The organism is Cryobacterium fucosi, assembly GCF_004403515.1.
Classification (GTDB): domain Bacteria; phylum Actinomycetota; class Actinomycetes; order Actinomycetales; family Microbacteriaceae; genus Cryobacterium; species Cryobacterium fucosi.
On sequence record NZ_SOHH01000042.1, the window covers coordinates 1 to 15,336 of the forward strand.

Annotated in this window: 10 protein-coding genes and 3 pseudogenes; 6 read left to right on the forward strand and 7 right to left on the reverse strand. The window is 67.0% G+C overall.

What is annotated here, in order from left to right:
* The 5 genes and pseudogenes from E3T48_RS04770 to E3T48_RS04790 form a co-directional block, all read right to left on the reverse strand.
* A pseudogene (locus E3T48_RS04770) lies at nt 1–364 on the reverse strand (transposase); the annotation flags it as partial.
* A gap of 116 nt (nt 365–480) precedes the next feature.
* A pseudogene (locus tag E3T48_RS04775) lies at nt 481–771 on the reverse strand (ATP-binding protein); the annotation flags it as partial.
* Nucleotides 772–1,011: 240 nt separating this feature from the next.
* Entirely contained in the window at nt 1,012–1,659 is a 648-nt protein-coding gene (locus E3T48_RS04780) for a hypothetical protein (RefSeq protein ID WP_134522694.1), read from the reverse strand.
* A 340-nt stretch (nt 1,660–1,999) separates the two neighbouring features.
* Nucleotides 2,000–3,661 (reverse strand): SNIPE associated domain-containing protein, encoded by a 1,662-nt coding sequence (locus tag E3T48_RS04785; RefSeq protein WP_166789629.1) that lies wholly within the window; start codon nt 3,659–3,661, stop codon nt 2,000–2,002.
* 49 nt (nt 3,662–3,710) lie between these two features.
* Nucleotides 3,711–4,297, reverse strand: a pseudogene (locus E3T48_RS04790) (recombinase family protein).
* A 222-nt stretch (nt 4,298–4,519) separates the two neighbouring features.
* Here E3T48_RS04790 and E3T48_RS04795 point away from each other — a divergent pair.
* From E3T48_RS04795 to E3T48_RS04805, 3 genes are all read left to right on the forward strand, one after another.
* Nucleotides 4,520–5,218, forward strand: a complete 699-nt coding sequence (locus tag E3T48_RS04795; protein WP_134522696.1) for a hypothetical protein — start codon at nt 4,520–4,522, stop codon at nt 5,216–5,218.
* 114 nt (nt 5,219–5,332) lie between these two features.
* Nucleotides 5,333–5,779: a helix-turn-helix domain-containing protein gene (locus E3T48_RS04800; protein WP_134522697.1), complete on the forward strand. Its 447-nt coding sequence runs from the start codon at nt 5,333–5,335 to the stop codon at nt 5,777–5,779.
* Nucleotides 5,776–6,792, forward strand: a complete 1,017-nt coding sequence (locus tag E3T48_RS04805) for a zeta toxin family protein (protein WP_134522698.1) — start codon at nt 5,776–5,778, stop codon at nt 6,790–6,792. Before E3T48_RS04800 ends, E3T48_RS04805 begins: the two co-directional genes overlap by 4 nt.
* 102 nt (nt 6,793–6,894) lie before the next feature.
* On the opposite strand, the gene E3T48_RS04810 is transcribed toward E3T48_RS04805, so the two are convergent.
* Together E3T48_RS04810 and E3T48_RS04815 are read right to left on the reverse strand one after the other, a co-directional pair.
* Nucleotides 6,895–7,491 carry a type IV toxin-antitoxin system AbiEi family antitoxin domain-containing protein gene (locus tag E3T48_RS04810; protein WP_134522699.1) on the reverse strand — a complete coding sequence of 199 codons (597 nt, stop codon included), beginning with the start codon at nt 7,489–7,491 and terminating at the stop codon, nt 6,895–6,897.
* Nucleotides 7,492–7,769: 278 nt separating this feature from the next.
* Entirely contained in the window at nt 7,770–8,696 is a 927-nt protein-coding gene (locus tag E3T48_RS04815) for a LysR family transcriptional regulator (protein ID WP_134522700.1), read from the reverse strand.
* Between the two features lie 152 nt (nt 8,697–8,848).
* Here E3T48_RS04815 and E3T48_RS04820 point away from each other — a divergent pair, with 152 nt between their 5' ends.
* The 3 genes from E3T48_RS04820 to E3T48_RS04830 all read left to right on the forward strand — a co-directional run.
* Complete coding sequence (locus tag E3T48_RS04820) at nt 8,849–12,514, forward strand: proline dehydrogenase family protein (RefSeq protein ID WP_134522701.1); 3,666 nt, start codon at nt 8,849–8,851, stop codon at nt 12,512–12,514.
* A gap of 176 nt (nt 12,515–12,690) precedes the next feature.
* Nucleotides 12,691–13,713, forward strand: coding sequence for a 3-oxoacyl-ACP synthase III (locus E3T48_RS04825; RefSeq protein WP_134522702.1), 1,023 nt, complete (start codon nt 12,691–12,693; stop codon nt 13,711–13,713).
* 56 nt (nt 13,714–13,769) lie between these two features.
* Nucleotides 13,770–15,336: alpha/beta fold hydrolase (locus E3T48_RS04830; RefSeq protein ID WP_134522703.1), on the forward strand; the 1,567-nt coding region annotated here is incomplete at its 3' end.

The following is a 15,336-nucleotide window of genomic DNA, read 5'->3' on the forward strand; positions in this document are numbered from 1 at the left end:
GCAACACCCGGCAGGTCACCGTGACGGGGACACCGTCGACAGCCATTTCGAGGACCAGCGGGTACATCATTTTGGGTTGACGTCCCGGGAGAGATAGGCAACGGCACGGCGCATGACCTCGGCTTCCTGCTCGAGCAGCCGGATACGTTTCTTCGCATCCCGGAGCTCGGCGGATTCCTTCTCGGTCACGCCCGGCTTCACGCCCTCCTCGACGTCGGCCTTCTTCAGCCAGTTCGCCAGGCAGGACTCCGAGATCCCGAAGTCCTTCGCGATCTGGTTCAGCGGTGCTTCGTGCTTCCTGGCCACGGCGACAACGTCGCGGCGNGACGTCGCGGCGGAACTCGGGTGGGTAGGGCTTGGGCATGGTGCCATCCTTCCAGCGAAGACGAATCTCCACAGGTCCGGAGTCAACCAAACCGGGGGCAGTCCCGAGCGCCAGTGGTGGTGTGGCTGGGAGCCACTGACGCCCTCCGTCATCGATTACGCGCTGGCCAGTGCGGTGTGCTCCCTCATGTTGTAAGTGCCCGTCTCGACCCAGATGGTGTTGTGGATGATCCGGTCCATGATCGCGTCCGCGTGAACACCGGAGCCGAGGCGCTGGTGACGGCCCTTCTGCGAATACTGGGTGCAGAACACCGTCGCGGGTTCGCCGTAACGGCGCTCCAGCAGCATGCCGCGCATCGACTCCGTCGGCCGGTCCAGCAACCACTCGTCAATGACGAGCAGCGTGAACACGGCGTACTTGCGGAGGAACTTCCCGGCCCCGCCGGGAACTGGGGCCTCCAAGTTCAACTGTCGGATAGGCCAGCCCCTGCGGCTGGTAACCCACGTCTACTTGAACGGAGGCCCCAGCCGCAAGAGCTGGACACCCTCATATCGTCTAGCGCCAATGTGGGGTACACGCCAGCTGGACGTCAGGTGGGAGTGTGGAATTAGTGTCGGACAACGTCGGTTTCTTCATTCCTTGACACTCGCCGGTGTGGCTCTTGGAATCGCCCTGACACATCGCGGTCAGTTGTTGGTCACGAGGCCAGTTGCGGAATCGAAGGTTACGCCGACGCCGGAGGAATCGTCGGTGATTGTGAGGCGGTAATTCTCACCACTGGTGCTCCGTGCGTATCCCGCTGTAGTGCCCACGGGGATTTGAAAGAGCGCGTGGCCCTCCGGGGTCGACACCATCTGGTCCGCGTTGAGGAGGAGTGCAGTCGGCCACGGTTGCCCAGGCATTCTTAGATCCTTGAGGACAAACGAGATTGTGCCGGCGGCCATCTGCATGGCTGCACGGGTCTCTTCCGGAGTGTATGGCGCTGTGGCCAGCGGCGTCGTGGCGAGGGCGTCTGGAACTGCCTGCGGTGCCGGTGCTGCCGGAATTGCCTGTGGAAGGACACCAGGCGTGGTGACTATAGGCTGGGTCAGAGCGGTCAGCGAAGCCAGACTCGGCATGGGAGGCACGGCATTTGGTGCGTAGAAGAAGGCCAGACTCCAAATAGACAGCAGCGTCCCGGCAACACCGAGAGTTCCGCCGATTGCCGGCAGCAGCCGGCTCGTCGCTCGGCCCTCGCGTCGGAGCTGAGTTGCTCGAATGGCGAGTGAGATCGCCGTGATGCCGGCAGTAGTGAATGCGAATCCGCGGAACCCCGTGCTGACGTCCGGATGCACGAGGGGCAGAAGAGTGGCGAAGAGGCCTAAAGCGACGGCCAGCAAGCCAGTCAAATTGCTCGACCGGGCGCGTGGCCGTGTCGCAACGTAGCTGCTGTGAGGGCGTGTGATTGTGTTCGCCGCCGGTGGGTCCCAATACCCCGGCGGGTTCCAGTCTCTAGGACCATGCCCCATGTCGCCCCACGTCGATTCCCCCAAGCGCCCAGCCATATGGGCGCCCCTCTTTCTAGCAGCCGGGAGACCAGTTCGACAGACCCCCGAACAAGTGGGACCAACTGGGTCGTAGTCAGGTCGGAAGGCAGCCTCGACGGATGCGTCCCCGCACGTCACATTGAAGACGTCACCGCGTAGCGCTGCTCCGGTATTCGGCCGCGGCCGGTTCGACCGTGTACTCGAGTACTTCGACGCGGTGCTCGTTGAGCGCTTCGAGAACCTCGGCGGGTGTGGCTCGGAAGTATTCGCGTCGGAGGTTCACACGGTTGAGGCGCCGATCGGCGAAATTTTGGTGGAGCATGGCCTCGATCGAAAGGGCGTTGTCCGCGAAGAACAGCGCGTGGACGTCGAAGCGGAAGGGGACGGATGCGTCGCCGAGCTCGTTGACGCGGTCCATCGGTTCCAGCCGGCGGGTCATTCCGATCTTGACGACGTTGGGGCCGAAGGAGCCGATGTTGCTGATGACGTAGACGTAGCCGGCCTTGATGTTGGCGGCGCGGTAATCGACGTTCTCGATCGCCCTGTCGACGTCGGCGATCTGGGCACGGATGCGCTCGGCACCGTCGGTGTCGCCGTTGGCGATGAGGGTAGCGAGCACGTTCGCGTAGTGGGCGCGTTCTTTCTCGAGTCGTTCCTTCTCGCGTGCCAATTCTTGCTCCGCCTGCTTCTGCTGGCGGAGCTCCTCGCGGCGTTCACGCTCGAGCTCTTTCTCTACCTGGAGTGCCTGGAGGTGGCGGCTGGCGAGTTCCAGCTCGCGCAGTCGGAGGCGGTGATAGTTGGGAGTGATGTGGAGGTCGATCATCCCGCCGAGGCGTTCGACCTGGTCGACGGTCGTGCCGAGTCGCTTCTGGGCTGTCGCGAGGTTGCCGGCACGGACGGACTTGAGGCAGTTCTCTGCCTCCGCGTTGTAGCAGCGGAGCATGAGCTTTGACATGTCGCGGACGAACTTGTCGCCTTTCGCCTTGCTGTTGTTGAAGGTGAATCCGGCGGTTGCCGTCGTTGCCTTGCCGTCGCGCACGGCCTGTTTAATCTGTGTGCGGAGGGACTCCAACTCCGTGGCGAGGGAAACTGATGCCTCGGCCGGGTTCTCGTGGTCGTAGAGGCCGAACTCTTGGAGGAGGACTGACTCGCGAAGGTTGACGACGTCGGCGGCGATTGTTGCGCGTTCCGCGTAGGCAGTTTGAGTGGCGGCTTGCGTCTTCGCGAGCTCCTGCTGCGCTGCGGTGATCTGACGCGCCAGGTCGTGCTCAGTCGATGCAACTTTTCGAGCCAGATCCTGCTCGGTCTCGGCTATACGATGGGCGAGGTCTTGTTGAGCCGTGGCGATCTCAAGCATCAGGGATTCCTTTGTCGCTTCGAGTTCGGCGATCTCGCGAAGACCGTGCTTGTCGACCAGCGCCTGAAGTCGATGGTTTTCCTCCCGTGTGTCTTGTGCCACCTTCCGCGCCCCGAAAAACGACACTTTCGTTGGGGCAGCAGGGCCGGAGTCGCCGGACGTTTCAGCGGCCGGGGTCGACGCGTGATGCGTCTCTGGTAGCGACTCCTGTTGGAACTCGACAGCGACGGTCGTAGTTTCGGAAGCTTCCGCCGATGTGGGTGTGGTCAGCGGGTCGACGAATTGCTTGCCATTGGCGAAGACATGATCAGTCCACCCGGAACCGTCCCAGTACCGCCGCTCGTGCCAGCCAGTCGGATCTGCGTACCAATCGGCAGGTGGCTGCCCGGTAGTCGTGCTCATCTGTTCCCCCTTGATGTCTGCTCGTATTATCCTGCAAAGAGTCGTCGACACTTCACCCGTCGAAACCATGAGCTGGACCCGTTCAGCTCCGCTCTTAGGGTTAGGAATCGAGGACTCGCGAGCGTCGGTAGAAGGTGGCGCGAGACATTCCAAGGTCACGGGCAACCTGCGCAGCCGGCTCACCATCCTGAACGAGGAGCAAGGCGCTGCGGATCTGGCTGTCGGTGATCCTCTGTCGGCGGCCGCCGAGGTTCTGGCCGGCGTCGCGGCGTTTGCTGATCGAGTCCACGACACGTTCGCGCTTGATCTCAAGTTCCATCTGCGCGAGGGCCGCCATGATTGTGAAGAGCATCGACCCCATCGGCGTTGACGTGTCGACGTCGCCACCGCCGAGATTCAGGACGCGGAGTCCGGCGCCACGAGCGCGGAGCTCCTCGGCGAAGGCGAGCATGTTCTGTGTCGATCGCCCGAGCCGGTCCAGGGTCGTGATGACGAGGGTGTCACCCTCGTGCAGGGCGTCGAGGGCGGCGTCGAATTGTGGGCGCGAGGCTTGTGCGCCGGAGATGCCCTGGTCGAGGTAGAAGTCATCGCGTCGGACGCCGGCGGCGAGAAGGTCAGTCTTCTGGCGGTCCGTGGACTGTTGTCGTGTCGTGCCGAGACGCGCGCGTAGCCGATTACCTTCGACATCTGTTTCTCCGTGTCTCGCAACTAACGATGAGTACGCCCGCCTCGCCACCCATGGGTTGAAAGACGGCCGGAGCCTCGAATGGTTGTTGAGTAACGCCGTTGGCAAAGGTGCGTCGTGCAGTCCGCGATGTAAATTCGGGCATTGGAGAGTCTCGCCCGATCGACGTGTCTGCGGTCTGCCTTACCCTTGATCCGACTACCGACACATAGTGAGGAGCCGGCGTGCAGATATTGGAATGGATCGGGGCCAGCTGGCTCACCGTCGTGGCGATTGCTGTGCCTGTGGGGGCCGCGCTCTACGTCGCGTCGCAGTCGACGCGCTATCAGATGGATCACCGCGACTTTGAACGCGACCGCGCCGCGAGCGACGCCTATGTCGAGCGCATGGAGAGCGTCTATGCAAGCCAGCTTGCAGACGGCGACGCTGACCAAGCCAAGCGAACACTCCGGATGATTAGCGACGCGGCGACGCAATGGCTCAGAGCATCAAGTGGCACCATGCGACTCGGCGGCTACTTCACCGAGAAGTACGTCGTGTGCGTTCGGGCGCGAACCAAAGCCGAGAACGGTGAGTGGGGGGTCAACGACGAGCTGGCCGTAGGCAACGGCCTCAATCAACTCGCTGAGGTAGTCATCGATTGGCCGTATCCTGAACGACGACCCGCGACGATGCGTAAGGTGCTCGTGGATTTGGCCCGCGACCCTGACCGGGCGAGGTCTAATGATGTGCCGATTCGCCTACAGGTCGACAGGTGGATGCTCACGAGTCTCCCGTCGCCGTACAAGGTGGTGCGAGAATGGCGCTCGGTGCTCGTCTGGCTCCGGCTTCTCTGGCATGACGTGACGCACTTGCATCTCGGGGAACGAGTCCTGCGCTGGCGCATCCAGCTGGGAGAATCTCGTGCGATGCGCAAGAGATAAGGAATGTGAAGCGCCTCCAGAAGGGGAACTCTCACGTGATATTCGCGCGGTGGGCCTAGATATCCTCCCCTCAAAGTGATAACTTTAGTTATCGGAGGTAGGAAGATGAGCACTATGGAAAAGCCAGCCGCGCTAGCAGAATTGGTGCGGGTCAAGGCGCGACGCGACACCGTTGATTTGGACTATTTGCGTGCTGCGCGTGCGGCCGCGGAGAACGCGAGCCAGCGTGAAATTGCGCGTATCTTGGCCTTGTCGCAGCCGGCGGTTAATAAGATTCTTGCGCGAGCCAAGGGCATCGCTGACCTGCGGCCGACGTTCCACGGGGCAACTCCGTTCGAAATTGCTCAGCGCTATTCCGGGGGCTTCATCGATCGTGCCCAGGTGATTGATGAGCTGGCGCGGTGGCCGTATCTGCCCAAGCCCAAGGCCGACGATTTCGACGATGTTTGGGAGCCGGGTGAGGGCACGTGGTATGACGTCGAGGAGGCGCTGCAGCAGGGCCTAATCGACGGTGAGATTTACGAGGCCGCGCAGTCGCGCCGCCATGTCCTAAAGCAATGACGCCTGATGAGATCGAGCGTCACGAGAGCCACCTGACCGAGTTTTCCCGCTCAGGTGGTTCTTTGCGTGCCGACGCGCCGACTGCCACGGTCAACAATCCGGTGTGGTTCATCGGCGGTGACCTGACCTTTGAACGGCAGCAGTTTCATGCGCGGGTGCGGGCGGAGTTTCGTGAGGAACAGCCGAATGTGTTGACCGATCGTAAGGCGATTGTGCTGGCGGGCCCTCCGGGCGCCGGCAAGTCGATTGTGCTTGGCCAGGTGATCGCGGCGGCCGGAGGCAGCGCCGATCAGTGGCGAGTGATTGATGCGGACCATTTCAAGGACGTTTTGCTGCGCGAGGCAATCGCGGATGGCACCTACGAGGGCTGGCTCGTTCCGGATGATGTGCGGGTGCTCCATGACGGGGGAGAGACGTTCTACCCACGAGAGCTCGCGTCCCTGGTGCACGATGAATCGTCGCAACTGTCGAAAGGGGCGAGGTCGGATGCGATTCGATCAGGCGATCGGATAGTCCTTGACACGATCCTCTCGAACCCTGAAACGGCTGTGAAGATGGGTCGGATGCTCGAGCTGGCCGGCTACGAGGTGACGGTGGTCGAGGTGGAAGTGAGCTTGGACGTGTCGCGTGATCGAACGCGTGATCGGTGGCTGCGCGGGTATGTCGAAGCTGAGCGTGGCGCAGCGGGTTCTGAACTTGGCGGCCGGTGGGTGCCGTCGGCATACCCTGAGTCACTTTTTCCGAACGGTGCACAACAATCGACTTGTTTAGATGCCGCGACACGGTTGGCCACGGAGAACGGCCACGTGTTCCGGTTCGAGCGTTATCAGGTTGTGGATCCGAGCAAGCCGTCACCGGAGAAGATTGATGTGCAAGTCCGGCTGTCGGTTGGCTCCGCGCTTCTGGATGAGCGGGTTGCTCTGACTGCCAAGCGTGCTCTAGATGGGACTGCGAGCGGTCGTCCTCGACGAACGTCGCCGCGGACGAACCGGGATCCCGGGCTTTCCCGGTAGACCGATTCGACTCCTTATCGGGGCGCGAATTGAGTCAGGCCGCGGTGGCCGTCCGGAAGGGCCGTCTGTCCTTGTCGGGGAGATCATTCAATGGGTTCCCGGTCATGCTCGCTCCTCTAATGACCGGACCAGCCTGGAGTGCTGTTCGTCGGTGAGACGGCCGACGGCTCGGGCGTTGCTGATGGCTTGTTCCAGAGGCCCACTGGGAACGCCGCTCTGAATCCCTTGGTCGATAGCCGTGGGAACGGCGACGGTAGGGATGCCCTCCCACCAGCCGATCTGCTCCGCATCGAGGTCGTCATGATGCAGAACGTAGTATTCCCCGCCTGAGCGCCGTATCCGATTTTCTTTGGGGACAACCAGGTGAATCTTGTTCGGGTTGATGTCACACAGGCCATAGACCGCGAGAGCTGTGTCGTGACCCAACGCGGCCCGAGGGGACCCGGTCCAGAGAACCGCGAGCATGAACTCATCCCGAGCCGTGACGGGGAGTTGATCAAATCGATACACGCCGTGCGCTGCTCGAGAGAGCTGTCCGCGATGGGCCAACTTGGTCAAGTCGATCGCCCCGGCCCCGATGGTTCTTGCATCGCGCGTGGTGACGTAGCCGTACTGCTCGACGGCGATGTCCCATAGTTTGTCGTTGCGGTGCTTCCGCCCCCGCCTGTACCGAAATGAGACGAATACCTCCTCTTTGATGGGGCGGAATTAGGCGAGGCTTCGCCGGGCGAAGCGCTCTCGGATGGACGTTCCCGAAAAGGCCATGGCCGCGGCGCGGCGGGCGGGTTCGGCACGAGCATCGGCTGTCGGTGGATGATGGCGAGGTCCTTGTATGGCACCGGGCAACCGGCCGCTGACGCCTCGAGGAGCCAGCGTCGCGCCCCGTGACCCCCGGCTTGCCGAACCCCGCGGTCACGCTGGTCCGGGGCCCGCAGTCGCTGCAGCGGTGCATGCCAGCAGTCTCCGACCAATCGCCGCTAGCCCGAAACCGGGTCGGCCACCGGCGCGGCCACCAGCCCGACGGCCCTGGCCAGTGCCTCGCGCACGGCGAGGACGCCCGGGCGGCTGGCGCTCGAGCGCCGGGTGGCGGAGAACACGGTGCGGTTGGGCCGGCCGGGCAGGTCGACCAGGTGCACGGTGGGCTCGTGACCGGCCCAGATCAGGTCGGGCAGGATGCCGACGGCGTTCCCGGACTCGATCAACCGGATGTGCGCGATCAGGTCCGCGGTCTCGAACCGCACGTCGGGCTCGAAACCGGCCGACCTGCAGAGCTGCCTGGCCCAGTGCCTCGAGGCCGTGCCCTCGGGCTCCATCACCCAGGGCAGGCCGGCCGCCTCCTCGAGCGACGCGGGAGCAGCATGGCCGCCGCGGGGCGGCGGCACGGCGAGCCGGAGCGCATCCGTCGACAGGTTCACCCGGTCGAGGTCCGGCCAGTGCGCGCGGGTGTGCCCCGGGTATTGCTCGGCCAGCACGAGGTCGAAGTCGCGGGCGGAGACCTCGAACAGCCCGCGCTCCGGCTCGCGCTCGGTGACCTCGACCCGGAGGCCGGGAAACTCTCCGGCCAGCAGCGTGAGCGCCTGCGGGATCAGGGCGTGCGCGGCGGACTGGAACAGGGCCACCCGCACGGTCCCTGACACGGTCGTCAGCGACGCCGTCATCTCGGCCTCGGCCAGCTCCAGGCGCTCGAGGAGGTGAGTCGTGTGCTCAACCAGCACCTCGGCCTGCGGGGTGAGCCGCACCCGGCGGCCCACCTTCTGCAGCAGCGGAACCCCGGCCTCCGTCTCGAGCAGGGCGAGCTGCTGGGAGACCGCCGAGGGGCTGTAGGCAAGGGCCTCGGCCACCCCGGCGAGGGTGCCCCGGATCTTCAATTCGCGCAGCAGCCGCAGGCGGCGGACATCCAGCATGGGCTCTTCCTTCGATTCGACCTCAATAGATCAGTAATCCTAATGAATATCGATCAAGAAGAATCGCTTTTGCTAAACGAATGGGGGCGGCACACTGAAGACAGAATCCTCTGGTATGAGGCGTGCCGCAACGAAAGACTAACCTCGTGACCATGACCAACCCATCTCCCCACGTGCAGCAGGACCTGAGCGCCGAGGTCGTCGCGCTCGTCACGAAGTGGCTCGCCGACAGCGCCACCATCCCCGCCGACGTGTCGGCCGAACGCCTCGCCGGCGTGCTCAAGGACCCGAACGGGCTCGACTTCACCGTGGGCTTCGTTGACGGCGTGATGCGACCGGAGGACCTGATGGTCGCCGGCTACAACCTGCAGACCGTGGCGAAGAAGGCACCGGGTTTCCTGCCGTCCTACCTGCGCGGGGCGATCGGCCTCGGCGGCGTGCTCGGCCCCGTGCTGCCCTGGGTGGTCATCCCCGTGGCCCGCAAGGTGCTGCGCCAGATGGTCGGACACCTCGTCGTCGACGCCACGCCGGACAAGCTCGGCCCGGCGATCGCCCACCTGCGGGAGTCCGGCAACCGCCTCAACATCAACCTCCTCGGTGAGGCCGTGCTCGGTGAGAAAGAGGCCCTCCACCGACTCGAGGGCACCAGGGCGCTGCTGCTGCGCGACGACGTGGACTACGTCTCGATCAAGGTGTCCTCGATCGCCAGCCAGCTCTCGATGTGGTCCTTCGACGAGGCCGTGAACCGGGTCGTCGAGCGCCTCACCCCGCTCTACGAGCTGGCGGCGGGGGTCTCGACAGGCTCGACCACCGGTGCTGGCTCGACCACCGGGACTGGCTCGACCACCACCAAGTTCATCAACCTGGACATGGAGGAGTACCGCGACCTCGACCTCACGATCGCGGTCTTCGAGCGCATCCTCGACCAGCCTCAGCTGCTTCACCTCGAGGCCGGCATCGTGCTGCAGGCCTACCTCCCCGACGCCCTCGGCGCCCTGCAGGGGCTGACCCACTGGGCGCAGGGCCGCCGGGCCGCCGGCGGAGCGCCGATCAAGGTGCGCGTCGTCAAGGGCGCCAACCTGGCCATGGAGCACGTCGACTCTGCCGTGCACGACTGGCCCCTGGCGACCTACTCCACCAAGCAGGACAGCGACACGAACTACAAGCGGGTGCTCAGCTGGGCGCTCACCCCCCAGAACACGGATGCCGTCAAGATCGGCGTCGCCGGCCACAACCTCTTCGATGTGGCCTGGGCACACCTCCTCTCCAAGCAGCGCGGCGTCGACGACCGGGTCGAGTTCGAGATGCTGCTCGGCATGGCCACCAGCCAAGCCGATGCCGTGAGCCGGGACGTCGGACGGCTGCTGCTCTACACGCCCGTCGTGAACCCGGCCGAATTCGACGTGGCCATCAGCTACCTGATCCGCCGCCTCGAGGAGAACGCGAGCCAGGACAACTTCATGTCGGCCGTGTTCGAGCTCACCAGCACGCCCGCCCTGTTCGAGCGGGAGAAGCAGCGGTTCCTGGCCTCGCTCGCGGAGCTCGACACCGTTGTGCCGACGCCCAACCGCAGCCAGGACCGCACCGCGGTGACCCAGCTCGAGGCCGAGGCCCGGGCCGCGGAGGAATCCGAGGATGCCGAGTCGGATGCCGGCCTCACCGCCGCCGTGCTCGGCCTCACCCGCGGATCGGTGGCCGCCGGCCTGAACCCGGATGCCACGGGCGCCGCTCCCGGCGGCGCCCTGCCCGCGGTCGTCCGGTCGGGCTTCCGCAACGAGCCGGACACCGACCCGTCGATGCCCGCGAATCGCGCCTGGGGCCGTCGCATCCTCGCCCGCGTCGACTCCTCCCGGCTCGGCGTGGACGCCATCGCGGAGGCCGCCGTGACCGATGCCGACCAGCTCGACCGGTTGATCGCATCCGTCGCCGTCAGCGGTGAGGCCTGGGGCCAGCTGCCCGGCGCAGAACGGGCGGCCGTGCTGCACCGCGCCGGCCTCGCGCTCGCCGCGAACCGCGACCGCCTGATCGAGGTGATGGCCGCCGAGACCGGAAAGACCATCGCCGAGTCCGACCCCGAGGTCAGCGAGGCCATCGACTTCGCCCACTACTACGCCGAACGGGCCAAAGGCCTCGACGCCGTGCAGGGGGCGATCTTCGTGCCGTCGCAGGTCACCGTGGTCACCCCGCCGTGGAACTTCCCGGTCGCGATCTCGGCCGGCGGCGTGCTCGCCGCCCTCGCCGCGGGTTCCGGCGTCATCGTCAAACCCGCCAAGCTCGCCCAGCGCACCGGCGCCGTCATGGTCGAGGCGCTCTGGGAGGCCGGGGTACCGCGCGAACTGCTCGCCCTCGTCGACCTCGCCGATCGCGCGCTCGGCACCCAGCTCATCTCGCATCCGGCGGTCGACCGGGTCATCCTGACCGGCGCCTACGAGACCGCCCAGCTCTTCCGCAGCTTCCGGGAAGACCTGCCGCTGCTCGCCGAGACGAGCGGCAAGAACGCCATCATCGTCACCCCGTCCGCCGACCTCGACCTCGCCGCGATTGACGTGATCAAGAGCGCCTTCGGCCACTCCGGCCAGAAGTGCTCCGCCGCGAGCCTGGTCATCCTGGTCGGCTCCGTCGCCAAGTCGGAGCGATTCCTGCGGCAGCTGGTGGATGCCGCGACCTCCCTGCGCGTGGGCCTCCCGGCCGACCCGGACACCCAGATGGGCCCGATCATCGAACCGGCAGAGGGCAAGCTGCTGCACGCCCTCACCACGCTCGGCGCCGAGGAGAGCTGGCTGGTCGAGCCCGAACGCCTCGACGAAGACGGCAGGCTCTGGTCGCCCGGCATCCGCACCGGCGTCGCGCCCGGGTCCTACTTCCACCTCACCGAGTTCTTCGGCCCGGTGCTCGGCGTCATGCACGCCCGCAACCTCGCCGAGGCCATCCGGTTCCAGAACGCGGTCGACTACGGCCTCACCTCGGGCCTGCACTCGCTCGATCCGGCCGAGCTGGCCGAATGGCTCGACACGATCGAGGCCGGCAACCTCTATGTGAACCGCGGCATCACCGGCGCGATCGTGCAACGCCAGCCGTTCGGCGGCTGGAAGCGTTCTGCCGTCGGCCCCGGCACCAAGGCGGGCGGACCGAACTACCTGTTCGGCCTCGGCGGCTGGGTGACCAACCCCGGCCGGAACAGCTCGACCCTGCACCTGCGCGGGCTGGAACAGCGCGTCACCGAGGTGATCGAAGGCTCGCAGCCGGTGCTCGACTACGCCGACTTCGACGTGCTGCGGCGTTCGGCCCTCAGCGACGCGCTCGCCTGGCGCGAGGAGTTCGGCGCGGTGAAGGACGTGTCGGGCCTCGGCTACGAACGCAACCTGTTCCGCTACCTGCCGCTTCCGGTCACGGTGCGCCTGGCCGAGGACGGCACGCTCTCGAACCTGCTCCGGGTGATCGCCGCGGCGACGCTGTCGAAGTCCCGCTTCGTGGTGTCCAGCGCGATCCCGGTGCCGCCGATCGTGCGGGGTCACCTCGCCGAACGGGAGATCCCGGTCACCGTCGAGAGCGACGCCGAGTGGCTCGATCGCGCCGCCGCCGGCGGCATCACGACCAGCCGGGTGCGGTTGATCGGGGGCACCCCGCTCACCGGGGCGACGGATGCCGCATCCGCTCTCGCCCACGCCCTCGGGGGCAGCCCGGACATCGCCGTCTACTCGCACCCGGTCACCCAGGCCGGCCGGGTGGAACTGCTCCCGTTCCTGCGCGAGCAGGCGATCTCGATCACGGCCCACCGCTTCGGCAACCCGAGCACCCTCTCCGACGGCATCATCTGAACCCCTCTCCCCGCCCCGTGAGGGCGCGGCCGCCGACGCGCGTAAAATAGAGCGTTGGCGGCCGACCCTCCGGGGCCGGCGTGTACAGCGAGCGCACGGACAACGATCAGGTTTCTGGTAGAGGATGACCGGGGTCCTGGCTTGCCACGGCCGCAAACTCGACAGGGGAACCTCAGTTGGACGGAAACGCAACGACGACGCACAACAACGTCGCCCTGCTGTCGGTCACGAGCATGCTCGCGCCACGCATCACGACGTCGGCGGAGATCGACAGTCAACTGCAGCCTGCCCTCAAACGGCTGCGGCTTCCGACCGGACTGCTCCAGCGCGTCGCGGGAGTGCAGGAGCGGCGCAACTGGGACGAGGGGGCCACCTTCGATGACGCCGCCGTCACCGCCGGCAAGCGCGCCCTCCACGAGGCCGGGATCGAGCCAAGCCAGGTGGGCCTGCTGATCAACACCTCGGTCACCCGCAAGCACCTCGAGCCCTCCGTCGCCGTGCGCATCCACCACGGCCTCGGCCTGCCGTCCTCGGCCACCAACTTCGACATCGCGAACGCCTGCCTCGGCTTCGTGAACGGGATGACCCTCGCCGCGCAACTGATCGACTCCGGCCAGGTCGACTACGCGGTGGTGATCGACGGCGAGGACGCCGACGAGATCCAGACCAACACGATCGAGCGGCTCGGCCGGCCCTCCATCTCCCGCAAGGACTTCATGAGCGAGTTCGCGAGTCTCACCCTGGGCTCCGGCGCCGCCGCGGCGGTGCTGGGGCGGGCCGACAGGCATCCGGAGGGCCACCGCATGCTCGGCGGCGTGACGCGCGCCGCCACCCAGTTCAACGGGCTCTGCGTCGGCAGCGTCGACGGCATGTTCACCGACGCGAAGGCGTTGCTCAAGGGCGGAATGGAACTCGTCGTCTCGGCCTGGACCGAGGCGAAACGCGACTGGAACTGGTCGAGCATGGACCGCTACATCCTGCACCAGGTGTCGGATGTGCACACCGACGCGATCGTGAAGGCCACCGGCCTCGACCGCGCGCGGGTTCCCCTCACCTACCCGTTGTTCGGCAACGTCGGCCCGGCCTCGATCCCGATCACCCTCGCGGAAGAGGCCAGAACCCTCCAGCCGGGTAACCGGGTGCTGCTGATGGGCGTCGGCAGCGGCCTGAACACCGCCATGATGGAACTCGCCTGGTGACCAGCCCCGGCAGGACCCACCGCCTCCCGCGGACCGCGGCCACACCGGCGGCGGGCATGCTCCCGCCCGCGGGCCTGCCCGGGCTCGACCTGTGCTTCTCCCGCCTGGTCGAGGTCGCCGAGAGCGGCACCCCGGCGACGGCCACCCGCACCTGGCACCTGCTCGACAACGCGGCGAGGCTCGCCGAACTCGGGGTCACCCCGGTCGGCACGGTGCTCTGCGTGCACGGCAACCCGACCTGGTCCTACCTCTGGCGCGAGTTCGTGACGGCGGCGACGGATGCCGCGGCCGCCGGCCAGGCCGCCTGGCGGGTCATCGCCGTCGACCAGCTCGAGATGGGCTTCTCCGAACGCACCGGCACGGTGCGCCCGCTCGCCCGCCGCGTCGCCGACCTCGGTGACCTCACCGACGCCCTCGGCCTGGCCGGCCCGGTGGTCACCTTCGGCCACGACTGGGGCGGCGTCGTCTCCCTCGGCTGGGCCGTCGACCACCCCGCACTGCTCGGCTCGGTCATGCTGCTCAACACCGCGGTGCACCAGCCGGAGGACTCGCCGATCCCGGCGCCGCTGCGGCTCGCGCTCGCCGGGCCCGTGCTGGCCGCCGCGACCGTGACGACGCCCGCGTTCTTGGAGACGACGCTCGCGCTGGCGCATCCGCCGCTCCCCGCCGCCGTCAAACGGGCCTACCGGGCGCCCTACCGCGGCGCCGCCCGGCGCGGCGGGATCGGCGCGTTCGTCGCCGACATCCCGGTGGACTTCGCCCACGAGAGCGCCGCCGAGCTCGACCGCATCGCCGGCGCGGTGCGCGGGCTGCGCGTGCCTGCCCTGATGCTCTGGGGTCCCCGCGACCCGATCTTCAGCGACCGCTACCTCGACGACCTCGTCGGCCGGCTTCCGCACGCCGACGTGCACCGGTACGAGGGTGCCGGGCACCTGGTCGCGGAAGACGTGGACTACGCCGCGGCGGCGCTGACCTGGCTGGGGGAGCGCAAACCGGCTTCGCCGGATCTCGACAGGCTCGATCACCGGTCGGCCGACCGCGAGCCTGCCCCGGTGGTCGAGCCGCCCCCGGTGGTCGAGCCTGTCGCGCCGGATCTCGACAGGCTCGATCACCGGACGGCCGACCGCGAGCCTGCCTCGGTGGTCGAGCCGCCCCCGGTGGTCGAGCCTGTCGAGACCCCGCCTGCCCCGGTGGTCGAGCCGCCCCCGGTGGTCGAGCCTGTCGAGACCCCGCCGGGAGCCGCCTGGGCCGCCAACCCGCACCATCCGCTCTGGCACTACCTCGACGAACTGCACGGCAGCGACGAGACCGCCCTCGTCGACATGGCGCCGCCCGGCGGCGGCGCGCCACGCGTGGTCAGCTGGCGGATGCTCTCCCGCCAGGTGCGCCGGCTCGCCGCCGGCCTCGACCTGATCGGTGTGCGCAAGGGCGACCGGGTCTCCCTGCTCGTGCCGCCCGGCGCCGACCTCACCGCGGTGGTCTACGCCTGCCTGCGGATCGGCGCGGTCGTCGTCGTCGCGGATGCCGGGCTCGGCCTCCGCGGCCTGACCCGCGCCGTGCGCGGCGCGCACCCCGACCACGTGATCGGGGCTGCTCCCGGGCTCGTCGCCGCCCGCGCCCTCG

What these genes read in the sequence shown, in the direction of transcription:
- E3T48_RS04800 (WP_134522697.1), top strand. Translation starts at nt 5,333, where the DNA reads ATGGAAAAGCCAGCCGCGCTAGCAGAATTGGTGCGGGTCAAGGCGCGA.
- E3T48_RS04805 (WP_134522698.1), top strand. Translation starts at nt 5,776, where the DNA reads ATGACGCCTGATGAGATCGAGCGTCACGAGAGCCACCTGACCGAGTTT.
- E3T48_RS04815 (WP_134522700.1), bottom strand. Translation starts at nt 8,696, where the DNA reads ATGCTGGATGTCCGCCGCCTGCGGCTGCTGCGCGAATTGAAGATCCGG.
- E3T48_RS04820 (WP_134522701.1), top strand. Translation starts at nt 8,849, where the DNA reads ATGACCAACCCATCTCCCCACGTGCAGCAGGACCTGAGCGCCGAGGTC.